Below are 13,792 nucleotides of genomic sequence, written 5' to 3'. Positions count from 1 at the left end.
TTTCCACAAGGCGTTTTTTCTTATGCGGCGCCGGCCAGGTTTTTCTTCTTTTTAATCGGGCTTAACGCGCGTTCAAGCCAGCCCATGACCAAATCGGCAATCACCGCCATCAGAGCCGTTGGGATCGCCCCCGCCAATATAATCGCGGTACCGTTTGTTGCGTTTGATCCCCTGACGATGATGTCCCCGAGTCCGCCTGCACCGACAAATGTCCCGATGGCCGTAATGCCGATGGCGATGACAAGCGCGGTGCGGAGGCCGGCCATAATGACAGAAAGCGCAAGCGGAAGCTCGACCATCCGCAGCACTTGAAATTTCGTCATTCCCATTGCTTTTCCGGATTCAAGATAGGCGTGTTCAATGCTGATAATCCCTGTATACGTATTTCTGATAATCGGCAAAAGAGAATACAGAAATAATGACAATATCACCGTATTAGCGCCCAGCCCCATGACAAGCATCAGCACGGCCAGCATGGCGAGGGCCGGGATCGTCTGAATGACGTTCGTCACCGCAAAAATCCACCCGCTTAATGTTCTGTATCTGGCGATCAGGATGCCGAGCGGTATTCCAACAATGGCCGCAAACAAAACGCCGTACACCGACATCAGAAAATGGCGGTAAAACTCCTGCATCACGTAACCGCCGTTTTGCGAATAGTAGGTGCCAAGCTGCTGTAGTACTTCCATATGATCCGCCTCTTTTCTTAGTCAAAATAATGATGTTTCTCTAAAAATTCCTTTGCTACGACAGACGGCTCCTTCAGCTTGCCATCCACCTCATAGTTAAGCTCCTGCATCGTTTCCGTATCGATTTGCCCAATCAGCTTATTGATCACACCTTCAAGCTCCGGATGCTCCTTCAGCACCTTTTCCGGAAGCACTGGTGAACAGTCATACGGCGGGAAAAACCGTTTATCGTCTGTTAAGATTTTCAGATCATAGGCTTTAATCCGTCCATCCGTTGAATAGGCAAGAACAGCATCCATTTTCCCGTTTTTCACCGCGTCATAGACAAGCCCGATCTGCATCGGATAGGTTGTGCCGAATTCAAATTCATACGTGCTGACAAAGCCTTTATATCCGTCGCCTTTCCGTTTCAGCCAGGCATTGTCGACGCCCAGTTTATATTGGGAGACATTTTTCTTCAGGTCAGACACGGTGTTGAGATGCTCCTTTTCCGCAAACGTTTTTGTTACGGTGAAGGCATATGTGTTTTCAAACCCATAGGAATCAAACCATTTATAAGAAAAGCGCTTTTCAAATTCATTCTGCACAATGTTCAGTGCTTTTTTGGGGTCTTTCTCCGCTTCCTTGCCGAGGGTGCTTGTTAAATCCGTCCCGGAATAGCGCGTGGCAGAAATATCAACATCACCGCCAAGCATCGCTTGGTGCTGAACATAGTTGGACCCGAGGTTTTTCACTAAAGCGGTATTCAAATCGGTATCATGTTCAATAAGCTGCGCGATCATATTCGCTAAAATTTCTGATTCTGTCATGCTTTGCGCCCCGATTTTGATCGTATCGTCTGAAGCTCCGCCAAGTCCCGGCAGAGAACAGCCGCCAAGCAGCAGGACAAAGGCGAGAGCGAACGCGCCTAGCCATTTGATTTTTTTCGTTTTCAACAGAGCCAACTCCTTACGAAACTTCCTTCATTCCTTGCAGTCCTTTCGGCGTCACCTTCCGTTCTGTCACAGCCAGCACATAATCAATGATAATCGCCAGGATCGTAACCGGCACGGCGCCGCCAATGATATATTCAGGCTGATACAGGTTCAGGCCGATAAAAATGTAATCACCGAGACCGCCGCCCCCGATAAACGACGCAAGTGTCGCCCAGCCAATTAAGTAGATCGTTGACGTACGGATTCCCGCCATGATGATCGGAATCGCCAGCGGGATTTCGACGAGCCGAATCTGCTCCCAGCCGGTCATGCCGATCCCCTTTCCCGATTCCAGCAGATTTTTGTTTACACCTTTAATGCCTGTATACGTATTGCGCAGGATCGGCAGCACCGAATAGAAAAATAAAGCGACAATCGCAGGCACTTTCCCTACACCGAGAAGCGGAATAAAAAAGGCTAAAATCGCCAGACTCGGCAGGGTTTGCACAATGTTGACGACACCTATAATCGCGCCTGCGCCTTTTTTCATTCTAGTAAGTGCAACGCCGAGCGGCACCGCAACGATAATGCCCAATACAACAGCAATGAGTGAAATATATATATGCTCTCCTGTTTTATACAGTAGCTCTCCGCCGTTCGTTTGCAAAAAAGTCATCATTTGATTCATCTTAAAAGAGCTCCTTCCCTGGTCAGATCGTCATGAGCTGGTCTTCCTCGCCCCATATGGAATCGTATACGATATCAACAAGGCTCGCTCTTGTCACAATGCCAGCTAAATGGTTCTGTTCATCCACCACCGGAACATATTTAATTCCCTGCTTCAGGATCTTACGGACCGTATCGCGCAGAAGCGCCCCTTTTTGTACGGTATACATATCCGAGCGGTATACTTCGCCAACGACGCTCGCTTTTTTGCGGTTTTGATCAATCATTTCCACATCAACATAGCCCTTCAGCACATTTTGTTTGTCTACAACGAGCAGCGAATCGACACGTTTTTCTCTCATCAGCTGAATCGCCTGAGAAAGCGTTTTGTCCGCTGATACTGTCACAGGCGTTCTGTTCATCATTTGCTCAACCCGCTCGATATCCGGCCTTGACTGGATCAGCCGTTCTTTCCCGATAAATTCTTCAACAAATTCATTGGCCGGGTTCCTGAGAATCTCGTCAGGTGTGCCGACTTGAACGATTTCGCCTGCTTTTAAAATCACGATCCTGTCAGCAAGCTTAATCGCTTCATCCATATCGTGTGTGACAAACACAATCGTTTTGTTTAAGGTTCTCTGCAGTTTTTTGAATTCTTCCTGAAGGGAATCACGCGTAATCGGATCAAGCGCTCCGAACGGTTCATCCATTAAAATGAGAGGGGGTTCCGCAGCCAGCGCGCGCAGCACGCCGATTCTTTGCTGCTGTCCGCCGCTGAGCTCATGGGGATAACGGTCTAAATATTCCGGGCCCATATCCACAAGCTTTAACAGCTCTCTCGCCCGTTCTTTCCGTTTTTCTTCAGGCCATTTCAGCAGTTTCGGCACGAGTGAGATATTCTGCTGGATGGTCATGTGAGGGAACAAACCAATCTGCTGAATCACATAGCCGATTTTTCTCCTCAGTTCTACCGGGTCCTGTTCCATCATATTTTCTCCGTCGATAAAGATCTTTCCTGACGATGGTTCTATCAATCTGTTGATCATTTTCATCGTCGTCGTTTTTCCGCAGCCGCTCGGGCCGATAAAACAGATAAACTCACCTTTGGCAATATCTAAATCAACGCAGTTCACAGCTTTTTTGCCGCCCTTATATACTTTTGACACTTGTTCCAATTTCAGCAATCCGTGCACCTCCGCAGGTTCCTTTTAAATTTTCTGAAAAGTATAACCTTTATTATAGTTTGAACTTTATAAAATAAAAAGTTTATAATGTGTTGAAATTATATGTTATTTACAGATTATTTATTGTTATGACCAAGGCGTAAAGGGAGTTCTTACAATTACGCCGGATACCTCCCTCTTTCTCTGCATTCAGCTATTTTCAACAACTGGCAGAAATATGATATATTGACTCCATCAATTGCCATTTGAAGGGATGATCAGCTGTGGAAAAAACTGCTCTCGACATCATTGAACATGCTGAAGAGCATCTCATTGAGAAGATTGCCGAAAATATGCAGACGTTTGGCATGCCTTCCACTGTCGGACGTGTGCTTGGGATTATTTATATGAATCGAAAACCGATGACGTTAAGCGAGCTGTCAGAGGCAACAGGCATGAGCAAAACACGGATGAGCCAAGTGGTCCGTGAAATGATTGATGCCAATATTGCCGAAAAGGTGTTTGAAAAAGGGGTAAGAAAAGATCTTTACGACGTTGAGCAGGATTATTATCAAACCTTCATTTCTTTATTTGCGGCGAACTGGACTAAGGTCGTGAGTAAAAACAAAGTACTGTATAAAAAATTAAACCGGGAGCTGACTGATCTTTTGCAAAGGGACGGGCTTACTCCTGAGACTGAGGAGAAAGTCAACCAGCTATTACATGAATTAAGAGAATGGCTCAATTACTATGACTGGGTGAGCCGCTTAATTGATTTTTTTGAAAGTGAAGAAGTGTTTCAATACGTGCCGAAAACAATAGAAAGCAGCTCCCGCAAGTAAGGGAACTGCTTTTTGAATGTATCGAAAACATGTCTTTCAGCCCGGCACCGATCATCACCTCCGCTAAGATGAATCCCATCAGCTGGTAATGACATTCATCTCTATTTTCCCGAGTTTGCTATTCAATGAAAGAAGAATAGTGAAAAAAGAGGCTATGCCGACCATCACAACGAGATCAAGAATAACGTTGCTAAGCCCGGCGCTATGGATCATGACGCGCACTCGTGCCGGCATCTGCGATAATCGGTATAGATAGAGGCACGACTGACCTATCCGCTTTTTCCTGGCTTTCCTTATGTTTATCATGAGAAGACATTCAATAGATAATTAATGAAATATGCCGCCCGTTACGTATAAAACGTTTGTAGCCTGCCAGAAACACTCCATGCTACAATGAAGTGACAAACTGACTAGGAAGGACGTATACAGATGTTCAAAAAAATTGCAGCAGATGCACTGGGCTTATCTGATATCGGAAAAATTATCGAACCTCAGGATTATGACAAAACAGATGCTGATGACTATGTCATGCATGAAGACAATGAAAAAATATATTTCTTGATTAAAACGAAAGCAGACGAATACTGCTTTACAAATCTAGCTCTGATCCATGTAGACGGCGAACGCGCCACTTCCTCAAAACGAACGTTAAAACGCTATCCTTACTCTCAATTCAAAATGTCTGATGTTTTTCTGGAAACCGCGGGAAAAGTCGATCTAGATGTTGAGATTAAATTTAAACTGGGCGCGGAAAAATTCGACATCGATGTGCACAAAGACCAAATTGAAAAGTTAAAAGATCTATATAAAGCATTGCTTCGGATTGCTGAAACAACTTATGAAAATGATATTTTAATCAATCAGGCGGAACAAAGCTTGGATAAAGCCGTGACAATTCTTCACCACACCCGCCCCGAACACGTCAATCTTGAAACGCAATATAAAGAGCTGACCGAATTCGGTTTCACTTGGCTGACATCCGTTCGCTCGCAGTATCATATTAAGGATTTTGGAGATGTATTTGAGAAATATATTAATAACTAGCATAAAAAAGACACGGCTTCTATTAGGCTCGTGTCTTTTTTGTGGCATTTTTGTATGAATACTGGTTACTTTACTACATTTTTCTTTTATAATAAAACTATTAGTCTATTTTCCCTATATTACAGGTAAAGGAGTTATTTTATGTATTGTCCTCAATGCGGCCATCAAACAGATGGCGGAAAGTTTTGTGAGAAATGCGGATCACCGCTCCCCGGTCAGTCAGGCCAGCAGCAAGCAGCTCAGACCGGAGCCGCTGCAAAGCAAGCAGCAAAACAGTTCGGTTCATTTGTTTTGGCCGTCCTGAAACGCCCTTATCAGGAATGTAAAACAACGGGCGGCGAACAGCTGATTAGCGCGATCATTACGATGGTTCTGTTCAGTTTGCTGACCCCTTTGATGTTTTATATTCTTTTTTCAGACGGTCCCGGCAGCGTAAGCTTTACAGCAATCTTTTTAGAGCCAACCATTTATTTTGCCCTGTTTCTTTTCTTTTTGCATGCATTGATCTTTTTCGCCTTGAAAATCGCGGGAAACCAAGTATCTTTCAAAGATTCATTTTCCAGATTTGGCGCGTTTCTCATTCCGTTTACAGCTATTTTGGTTCTTGCCCTTTTATTCTTTTTATTACATACAGACATTTGCTTCACCGTGTTAGCCGTTGGTTTAATCGGTGCATTCTTTGCCATTCCTCCTGCGATGCTGAGCAGTTATCAGCATTCATATAAAGGAAAGATTGATATCATTTACTCAACGATTGTGATTTATCTGATCACCTGCGTTACATTTCAGCTTATGATCGAACACTATATTAAAGAGATTTTCCGTTATATGCTCTTTTAAAAAACAACCCCATCACCTGCTGGTGATGGGGGTTGTTTTTTATTGAATAGACGTTAAATAAATTCTTCCGTTCTTCACTGTGCCTGTGTAGGTCCAGTTATAGGTTCTCAGTTTGGGACTGCCGCCTGATTTTGTGATATAGAATTCTTCATATGTCTTAATCGTGATAGCTGATCCATTTTGACTCCAGCTTTTCACTTCATAGTTATTAAAGTCTTCTGTTGTCCCCTCTTTATTTAATTTCGCCACGAGATGCTGCTGGTCGGAATAAAGAGAACTGCCTTTTTCAAGGCTGTCTTCCATCAGCGAGAAATGATTTTGATTTACGGCATCTGCCTGGCTTTGCAAATAACTGCCCATAAATAATGTCACTTGTTCATCTCTCACATTACCGCTTGCAGAGCTTTCACTGTCTTTGTTTTTCGAGCCTTCCCAGGCGGACGTGTACGTCTCCGGCTTATCATTTTTGATTTTCTTTATATTTGTTCCGGCCGATTCGAATGTTGATTCTGCTCCTTCAAAAATCCACTTTTTCTGTTTTTTATCATATGAAAGGAGATATTCGTAACTCGGACTGTCATCAGTCATTTCGGATTTTGTATAGTCGTTATACGAAGAAGACTGGTGAAGTTCTTTTCCTGATACCGATACCTGCCACGTCCCGTCGTTTTTCTGAGAGAGAGCGAATGTATCCAGGTCAAAATCAGTTTCTAAATATTTATCTTTTAAGTAAGAATTCGTGTATTTCATAGAATCGACGGTATCCTTCGCCTCCGCCTTCCATTTGGCGCTCGCCTCTGTCATCTGGGCTGTATTTCCATCTGATAGCGCTTTGGAATACTGTTTTGTTGTTTTGACAATCGTGTTCAAAATCGTTTCCTGTGTATCTTGATCAGGAATTAACGTGATCTCCATTTCTTTATGGTCGATTGGCACGCCCGTTGTTTTTGTTTTTCCCCACGGAAATTCTGCTTCGACCGCAGCCGTCATGGACCCGTCTGTCAGAAGAGGGCCATATGTGACGGATTTAAACGGGTCTTTATGAATCGACTTGCCGTTAATCAGCAAATCTCCCTTCCCGCTTTTGATGTCATCTGCTAAGCTGAATGTCACATCGTCTGCTTCCAATGAGAGATTAACACGAAAGCTATTATCGCCAACCGCCTGAATGTCTTCTTTTTTCACAAGATCGACCACGTCGTTTTTCAGTTTGGCTGTGACTGTATATTCGCCGGGAATGTACGGCCCAAGGGTTTGTACTTGATCCGCTTTTTTTACCGTTCCGGCATCCTCTTTATTCACATATAGATCGGCATTTTTATAATTGCTGGTCACTTCAAAATAAACAGGTGCTATCTTTAAGTCATAATGGTCAAATACGAGCAAGCTTCTCCCGTCTTTCTCCGCGTATACGATATCCTTTTGAGCTGTTTCAACTCGCAGCGATGCAAAAAGCTCATCTTTTTTGTCAGGATGGTCCTTCAAATACGCAAGAAACGGTTTTACATTCTTTTTAGTCAGTTTAAGCTTGTCATTTACCGGCGTAAGAAGAGAAGCGATTTGGTCTTGATCTTCATCCTTTACAGCCTGTTCAAACTTGTCGACTAATCTATCCTTTGAAGTAAAGTACGCTCCGGTTTTATAGGCGGTGAATAATATGACGCACGCAGCGGCAATGCTGCTCCATAAAACGATGGTTTTCTTAGGGATTGGTTTTCGCGGAGCCTGCCTCGTTTCAGCAGCGCTTGCTGTTTCTTTATGCGCCTGTCTGCTGCTCCCTCCGATCGGGGTGCCGCATTCTTTACAAAACTTGGCTCCTTCTTTATTTTTTTGACCGCATTCCTTACAAAACATGTGACGTTCCTCCTATTTATGATCCACTATTTTGTACTTATTTCCTATGTTACATATTTTATAATAGAATGGTATGAAATTGGAGGAAATCACGAAAATATCTCTATAAACATGTGAAAAGGTGGAATGATGATGCAACAGCTCACCATTCAAAAAGCTACAAACCATGACCAAGCGCTGTATGAGCTTCTGCTGCTCGCCGATCCGTCGAAAGAAATTGTTGATGAATACATAGCCAGAGGAGAATGCTACACCGCTTATATATCGGGTGAATTAGCTGGTGTATACGTGATGATCACAACTAGACCGCAAACCGTAGAAATCGTTAACATCGCAGTAAAACAAGCAATGCAAAAACAGGGCATTGGCAAGCAGCTTATCCGCGATGCCATCGAAAAAGCAAAACATATGGGGGCAAAGGTGATTGAGATTGGAACTGGAAATTCCAGCATCCATCAGCTTTCTCTTTATCAAAAATGCGGATTTCGCCTGCAGGCGATCGACCATGATTTTTTTATCAGACATTATGATGAGGAGATCTTTGAAAACGGTATTCAATGCCGTGATATGGTGAGGCTTTATTTGGATCTCTAAAAGCACAAAAAAGCCGCCGAGAGATATCTCGGCGGTCATTTTATTACTTGTTTAAGTTGTAGAAAGTGTTAATGCCGTGGTATTGAGCAGTTTCAGCCAACTGATCTTCGATGCGAAGAAGCTGGTTGTATTTCGCAACACGGTCCGTACGAGACGGAGCACCTGTTTTGATTTGTCCTGCATTTGTTGCCACAGCGATGTCAGCGATTGTGCTGTCTTCTGTTTCACCAGAACGGTGAGAGATAACAGCTGTGTAGCCTGCACGTTTCGCCATTTCGATTGCATCGAATGTTTCAGTCAATGTACCGATTTGGTTTACTTTGATCAGGATAGAGTTGCCTACGCCGTTTTCGATGCCTTCAGCCAATTTTTTCGTGTTTGTAACGAAGAGATCGTCACCGACAAGCTGAACTTTTTTGCCAAGACGCTCAGTAAGAAGCTTGTGGCCTTCCCAGTCGTTTTCGTCAAGTCCGTCTTCGATAGAGATGATTGGGTATTTAGAAACCATTTCCTCGTACCAGTCAACCATTTCAGCAGATGTTTTCACAACGCCTTCGCCAGACAGATGGTATTTGCCGTCTTCTTTGTTGTAGAACTCAGAAGATGCAGCATCCATTGCAAGCTTCACTTCTTCGCCAGGTTTGAAGCCGGCTTTTTCGATTGCTTCAACGATTGTTTGAAGCGCTTCTTCATTTGAACCAAGGTTTGGAGCAAATCCGCCTTCATCACCTACAGCTGTGTTCATTCCTTTAGCAGAAAGAACTGATTTCAGGCTGTGGAAGATTTGAGCGCCCATGCGAAGTGCTTCACGGAAGTTAGGAGCACCTACAGGCATGATCATGAATTCTTGAATATCCACGTTGTTGTCAGCATGCTCTCCGCCGTTGACGATGTTCATCATCGGTACAGGAAGCGTTTTTGAGTTGAATCCTCCAAGGTATTGGTAAAGAGGAATCTGTAAGAAATCAGCAGCTGCGCGCGCACAAGCCATAGATACGCCAAGGATTGCGTTCGCACCAAGTTTGCCTTTGTTTTCAGTACCGTCAAGCTCGATTAAAAGCTGATCGATTGCGTTTTGTTCAGTTACATCAAAGCCAAGAAGCTCTGGAGAAATGATTTCGTTTACGTTGTTAACAGCTGTTAACACGCCTTTTCCAAGGTAACGGTCTTTGTCGCCGTCACGAAGCTCAACTGCTTCGTATTCACCTGTAGAAGCTCCGCTTGGCACTAATGCACGGCCGAAAGCTCCTGTTTCTGTATATACTTCAACTTCAACTGTTGGGTTGCCGCGAGAGTCTAATACTTCGCGTGCATAAACATCAACAATGTATGGCATGAGTTTTGTCTCTCCTTTTGATTTCAAATTATTTTTGAATTAACGATGTTCCTGTCATTTCTGTCGGTTTTTCAACATTGAGAAGGTCTAATAACGTTGGTGCAAGGTCGCCTAGGATTCCGCCTTCACGCAACGTGATGCCTTCTTTCGTCACAATGACAGGGACTGGGTTTGTCGTATGCGCAGTGTGCGGATCGCCTGATTCAGTAATCAGAATGTCAGCATTACCGTGATCAGCGGTAATGATCGCGTGTCCGCCTTTAGCGATAATCGCGTCAACGACTTCGCCTAAGCATTCGTCCACTGCTTCAATTGCTTTAATTGTTGGTTCAACCATTCCGGAGTGGCCGACCATATCAGGGTTTGCGAAGTTAAGAATAATCGCGTCATGCTTGTCATCTTCAATTTCTTTGACAAGCGCGTCCTTCACTTCATACGCACTCATTTCTGGCTTTAAGTCATATGTGGCAACTTTCGGCGAGTTGATGAGAATACGCTCTTCACCCGGGAATTCAGCTTCACGGCCGCCGCTCATAAAGAACGTGACATGCGGATACTTTTCAGTCTCTGCAATTCGAAGCTGTTTTAATCCATGTTGAGATAATACTTCTCCGACTGTGTTATCAAGATTTATCGGTTTAAACGCTACATATCCGTCAACTGTTTCACTGAAGTGAGTCAGGCAGACGAAATGCAGGTTCTTCGGATAATTCTCGCCGCGATCGAAGTCACGGAAGTCTTTGTTTGTGAACGTGTTGGAAATCTGGATGGCGCGGTCCGGTCTGAAATTATAGAAAATCACAGAGTCGCCGTCTTGGATTGTCGCAACAGGCTCACCGTTTTCTTTTGTGATAACGGATGGAATCACGAATTCATCATAGATTCCGTTCGCATATGAATCATCAACAACATCCATTGCACTGCGGTAGGTCGGGCCTTCGCCGTACGCCATTACGCGGTACGCTTTTTCTACACGGTCCCAGCGTTTGTCGCGGTCCATTGAGTAGTAGCGCCCGGAAATGCTGGCGATTTCTCCGACACCGATTTCCTCGATTTGTTCGTTCAGCTGCTTAATGTACGTCTTCGCTGTTTGCGGACCAACATCACGGCCGTCAAGGAAACCATGGATGTAAACCTTTGTCAGCCCTTCATTTTTCGCAAGCTTTAACAATGCGAACAAATGATTGATGTGGCTGTGCACGCCGCCGTCTGATAAAAGGCCGAACAGGTGCAGAGCTTTGTTGTTTTCTTTCGCGTTGTTAATCGCGTCAAGGAAAGTTTGATTGCGTTCGAACTCTCCGTCACGAATGGCAACATTTACGCGTGTTAAACTTTGATACACAATACGGCCCGCGCCGATATTTAAGTGACCCACTTCAGAGTTCCCCATCTGTCCGTCTGGAAGGCCTACAGCCTCACCTGAAGCAGTCAATGTTTGATGAGGATACTGATTCCAGTAGCGGTCAAAATTCGGTTTTTTCGCTAAAGCGACTGCGTTCCCTACTGTTTCGTTACGTAATCCGAACCCATCAAGAATGATGAGTGCAGCTGGTTTTTTACTCATATTGACCTTCCTCCAATAATTGAACGAATGACTGTGGCTCAAGGCTCGCGCCGCCGACCAAAGCACCGTCAATATCGGACTCTGCCATATATTCTTTAATGTTTGCAGGCTTTACGCTTCCGCCATATTGGATGCGAAGCTTGTCTGCAATTTCTTGGCTAAAGCTGTCAGCGACGGTTTTACGGATGTGCGCACACACGTCGTTCGCATCTTTCGCTGTAGAAGATTTGCCTGTTCCGATTGCCCAGATTGGCTCATATGCAATAACAGAAGCAGCAACTTGTTCTTCTGAAAGACCAGCAAGGCCTTTTTTCACTTGGTCAGCAACAAGATCATTTGTTTTGCCGGCTTCGCGCTCTTCAAGCGTTTCACCCACACAGATGATCGGCACAATGCCGTGTTTGAAAGCGGCGTGTGCTTTTTTGTTAACTGTTTCATCAGTTTCAGCGAACATTTCACGGCGCTCAGAGTGGCCGATGACACAGTAGTCAACGCCAATGTCTTTTAGAGCAACCGGGCTGATTTCTCCTGTGAACGCGCCGCTTTCTTCAAAGTGCATGTTTTGAGCTCCGACTTTAAGGTCAGTGCCTTTAACGGCAGAAGTAAGCTTTTCTAAGAAAAGCGCTGGCGCGCAAACAACAGCTTCCGCTTTGTCTGCTGCTGGAATGGAAGATTTTACTTCTTCAACGAAGCTGACAGCTTCGCCGAGTGTTTTGTTCATTTTCCAGTTACCGGCGATAATTGGTTTTCTCATCTGTTCCACTTCCTTATAGCAGTTTTAAGATTATTTATCGTTCAGTGCAGCTACCCCTGGAAGCTCTTTGCCTTCCATAAACTCAAGGGACGCGCCGCCGCCTGTTGAGATGTGGCTCATTTTGTCAGCAAGGCCGAATTTTTCAACCGCTGCCGCTGAGTCTCCTCCGCCGATGACAGAGTATGTATCTTTCGCCTCTGCCAATGCTTCCGCAACCGCTTTTGTTCCTTGTGCGAACAAGTCGATTTCGAATACGCCCATCGGTCCGTTCCACACGACAAGTTTGCTGTTTTTAATGACGTCAGCATACGTTTCGCGTGTTTTCGTACCGATGTCGATTGCTTCTAAATCACTAGGGATTTCAGAGATCGGCACCATTTTCACGTTTGCATCGTTAGAGAAATCATCTGCAACGAGTACATCTTCAGGCATGTAGAAGTTCACGCCTTTTTCTTTCGCGCGGTCCATAAATGACTTCGCAAGCTCGATTTTATCCTCTTCAAGAAGAGAATTACCGACTTCATAGCCAAGCGCTTTTACGAATGTATAAGCAAGACCTCCGCCGATGATCAGGTTGTCCACTTTATCAAGAAGACTTTCGATCACTCCGATTTTGTCTTTTACTTTCGCTCCGCCGATGATCGCTGTGAACGGGCGGTCCGGGTTAGAAACCGCTTTTCCGAGTACATCAAGCTCTTTTTCCATTAAGAAACCTGCAACTGCTGGCAGATGCTCGGCAATTCCAGCTGTAGATGCGTGAGCACGGTGGGCAGCACCAAATGCGTCATTTACATATACATCTGCAAGCTCAGCAAATGCTTTTGCAAGCTCAGGATCATTTTTCTCTTCACCAGGGTAGAAGCGTACGTTTTCCAATACAAGAACGTCTCCGTCCGTCATGTCGGAAACTTGTGCTTTTACAGCATCGCCGTAAGCTTCATCCGCTTTTTTCACTTCTTTGCCAAGCAGTTCGCCGAGACGTGCAGCGACAGGAGTTAAACGAAGCTCCTCAACCACTTCGCCTTTCGGGCGGCCTAAGTGGCTCGCGAGAAGGACTTTCGCGCCTTGGTCTGCAAGGTGTTTGATTGTTGGAAGCGCAGCACGGATACGTGTATCGTCTGTTACTTCCCCGTCTTTCATTGGAACGTTAAAGTCAACGCGGCAGAATACAACTTTGCCTTTTACGTCGATGTCTTTGAGAGTTTTCTTATTCATGCCTAGGAGATCCTCCTTCAAAGTGGTTTGCATACAGCACGAAAAACGTGAAACCGTCTGGTCAAGCGATAACTCCGCTAGGGCAGATCACAGTCTTTTTCGGCACAGGGCAGTTCGTCTAAAAGCCAGGGCAGCGGCCTTAGGCGAAAGCGCCGGCAAAGCTGCAAAAAACGCGGCCGTTTCTCTGTCACAGAGCGTTTTCTGAAAGCCGGTCTTCATGGAAAAAGGGAAAGGGAGTCCGTCCCCTTCCCTTGTCCGCTTTCATTATAGCCCTTCTATTCAAAAGAACCAAGTCAGGTCCTTTTTTCAGCTATAAA

At 44.9% G+C, this 13,792-nt stretch carries 13 protein-coding genes and 1 pseudogene; 4 read left to right on the top strand and 10 right to left on the bottom strand.

Features of this window, described 5'->3' with window-relative positions:
• Positions 1 to 20: 20 nt before the first annotated feature.
• Genes opuCD through opuCA form a run of 4 tightly spaced genes read right to left on the bottom strand, consistent with a single transcriptional unit; the run spans position 21 to position 3,453 of the window.
• Positions 21 to 689: a glycine betaine/carnitine/choline/choline sulfate ABC transporter permease OpuCD gene (gene opuCD, locus V6D41_RS10520; protein ID WP_151268712.1), complete on the bottom strand. Its 669-nt coding sequence runs from the start codon at positions 687 to 689 to the stop codon at positions 21 to 23.
• A gap of 17 nt (positions 690 to 706) precedes the next feature.
• Positions 707 to 1,624: an osmoprotectant ABC transporter substrate-binding lipoprotein OpuCC gene (gene opuCC, locus V6D41_RS10515; RefSeq protein WP_333518158.1), complete on the bottom strand. Its 918-nt coding sequence runs from the start codon at positions 1,622 to 1,624 to the stop codon at positions 707 to 709.
• A gap of 13 nt (positions 1,625 to 1,637) precedes the next feature.
• Positions 1,638 to 2,291 (bottom strand): glycine betaine/carnitine/choline/choline sulfate ABC transporter permease OpuCB, encoded by a 654-nt coding sequence (gene opuCB, locus V6D41_RS10510; RefSeq protein ID WP_087991162.1) that lies wholly within the window; start codon positions 2,289 to 2,291, stop codon positions 1,638 to 1,640.
• A 22-nt stretch (positions 2,292 to 2,313) separates the two neighbouring features.
• A complete protein-coding gene (opuCA, locus tag V6D41_RS10505) occupies positions 2,314 to 3,453 on the bottom strand; it encodes an osmoprotectant ABC transporter ATP-binding protein OpuCA (RefSeq protein ID WP_148962765.1) in 1,140 nt (379 codons plus the stop codon).
• Between the two features lie 263 nt (positions 3,454 to 3,716).
• Between opuCA and V6D41_RS10500 the strand changes: the two genes are divergently transcribed.
• The gene (locus tag V6D41_RS10500; RefSeq protein ID WP_333518157.1) at positions 3,717 to 4,274 is read left to right on the top strand and encodes a GbsR/MarR family transcriptional regulator; all 558 of its coding nucleotides are present in this window, start codon (positions 3,717 to 3,719) and stop codon (positions 4,272 to 4,274) included.
• Between the two features lie 19 nt (positions 4,275 to 4,293).
• Here V6D41_RS10500 and V6D41_RS10495 read toward each other — a convergent pair.
• Positions 4,294 to 4,581, bottom strand: a pseudogene (locus tag V6D41_RS10495) (MarC family protein); the annotation flags it as partial.
• Positions 4,582 to 4,703: 122 nt separating this feature from the next.
• On the opposite strand from V6D41_RS10495, the gene V6D41_RS10490 reads away from it, so the two are divergent.
• The gene (locus V6D41_RS10490; RefSeq protein WP_333518156.1) at positions 4,704 to 5,318 is read left to right on the top strand and encodes a PH domain-containing protein; all 615 of its coding nucleotides are present in this window, start codon (positions 4,704 to 4,706) and stop codon (positions 5,316 to 5,318) included.
• 141 nt (positions 5,319 to 5,459) lie between these two features.
• Positions 5,460 to 6,158, top strand: coding sequence for a zinc ribbon domain-containing protein (locus tag V6D41_RS10485; protein ID WP_148962762.1), 699 nt, complete (start codon positions 5,460 to 5,462; stop codon positions 6,156 to 6,158).
• 39 nt (positions 6,159 to 6,197) lie between these two features.
• Here the strand turns inward: V6D41_RS10485 and V6D41_RS10480 are convergent, their stop codons facing one another.
• Positions 6,198 to 8,012 (bottom strand): zinc ribbon domain-containing protein, encoded by a 1,815-nt coding sequence (locus V6D41_RS10480; protein ID WP_333518155.1) that lies wholly within the window; start codon positions 8,010 to 8,012, stop codon positions 6,198 to 6,200.
• 126 nt (positions 8,013 to 8,138) lie between these two features.
• Between V6D41_RS10480 and V6D41_RS10475 the strand changes: the two genes are divergently transcribed.
• On the top strand, positions 8,139 to 8,606 hold the full coding sequence (locus V6D41_RS10475) for a GNAT family N-acetyltransferase (RefSeq protein WP_148962760.1): 468 nt from the start codon (positions 8,139 to 8,141) through the stop codon (positions 8,604 to 8,606).
• Positions 8,607 to 8,649: 43 nt separating this feature from the next.
• Here the strand turns inward: V6D41_RS10475 and eno are convergent, their stop codons facing one another.
• The 4 genes from eno to V6D41_RS10455 are packed head-to-tail and all read right to left on the bottom strand — an operon-like array spanning position 8,650 to position 13,475.
• A complete protein-coding gene (eno, locus tag V6D41_RS10470; RefSeq protein WP_148962759.1) occupies positions 8,650 to 9,942 on the bottom strand; it encodes a phosphopyruvate hydratase in 1,293 nt (430 codons plus the stop codon).
• A gap of 28 nt (positions 9,943 to 9,970) precedes the next feature.
• Positions 9,971 to 11,506, bottom strand: a complete 1,536-nt coding sequence (gene gpmI, locus V6D41_RS10465; protein ID WP_148962758.1) for a 2,3-bisphosphoglycerate-independent phosphoglycerate mutase — start codon at positions 11,504 to 11,506, stop codon at positions 9,971 to 9,973.
• On the bottom strand, positions 11,499 to 12,260 hold the full coding sequence (gene tpiA, locus V6D41_RS10460; protein ID WP_148962757.1) for a triose-phosphate isomerase: 762 nt from the start codon (positions 12,258 to 12,260) through the stop codon (positions 11,499 to 11,501). The genes gpmI and tpiA overlap by 8 nt, the downstream gene beginning before the upstream one ends.
• A gap of 30 nt (positions 12,261 to 12,290) precedes the next feature.
• Positions 12,291 to 13,475 carry a phosphoglycerate kinase gene (locus V6D41_RS10455; protein ID WP_148962756.1) on the bottom strand — a complete coding sequence of 395 codons (1,185 nt, stop codon included), beginning with the start codon at positions 13,473 to 13,475 and terminating at the stop codon, positions 12,291 to 12,293.
• Positions 13,476 to 13,792 lie beyond the last annotated feature (317 nt).

This window comes from Bacillus sp. 0102A, assembly GCF_036765155.1.
Classification (GTDB): Bacteria; Bacillota; Bacilli; order Bacillales; family Bacillaceae; genus Bacillus; species Bacillus subtilis_G.
Note: the sequence above shows the minus strand (reverse complement) of the source record. Positions and strands in the feature narration are given on the sequence as shown.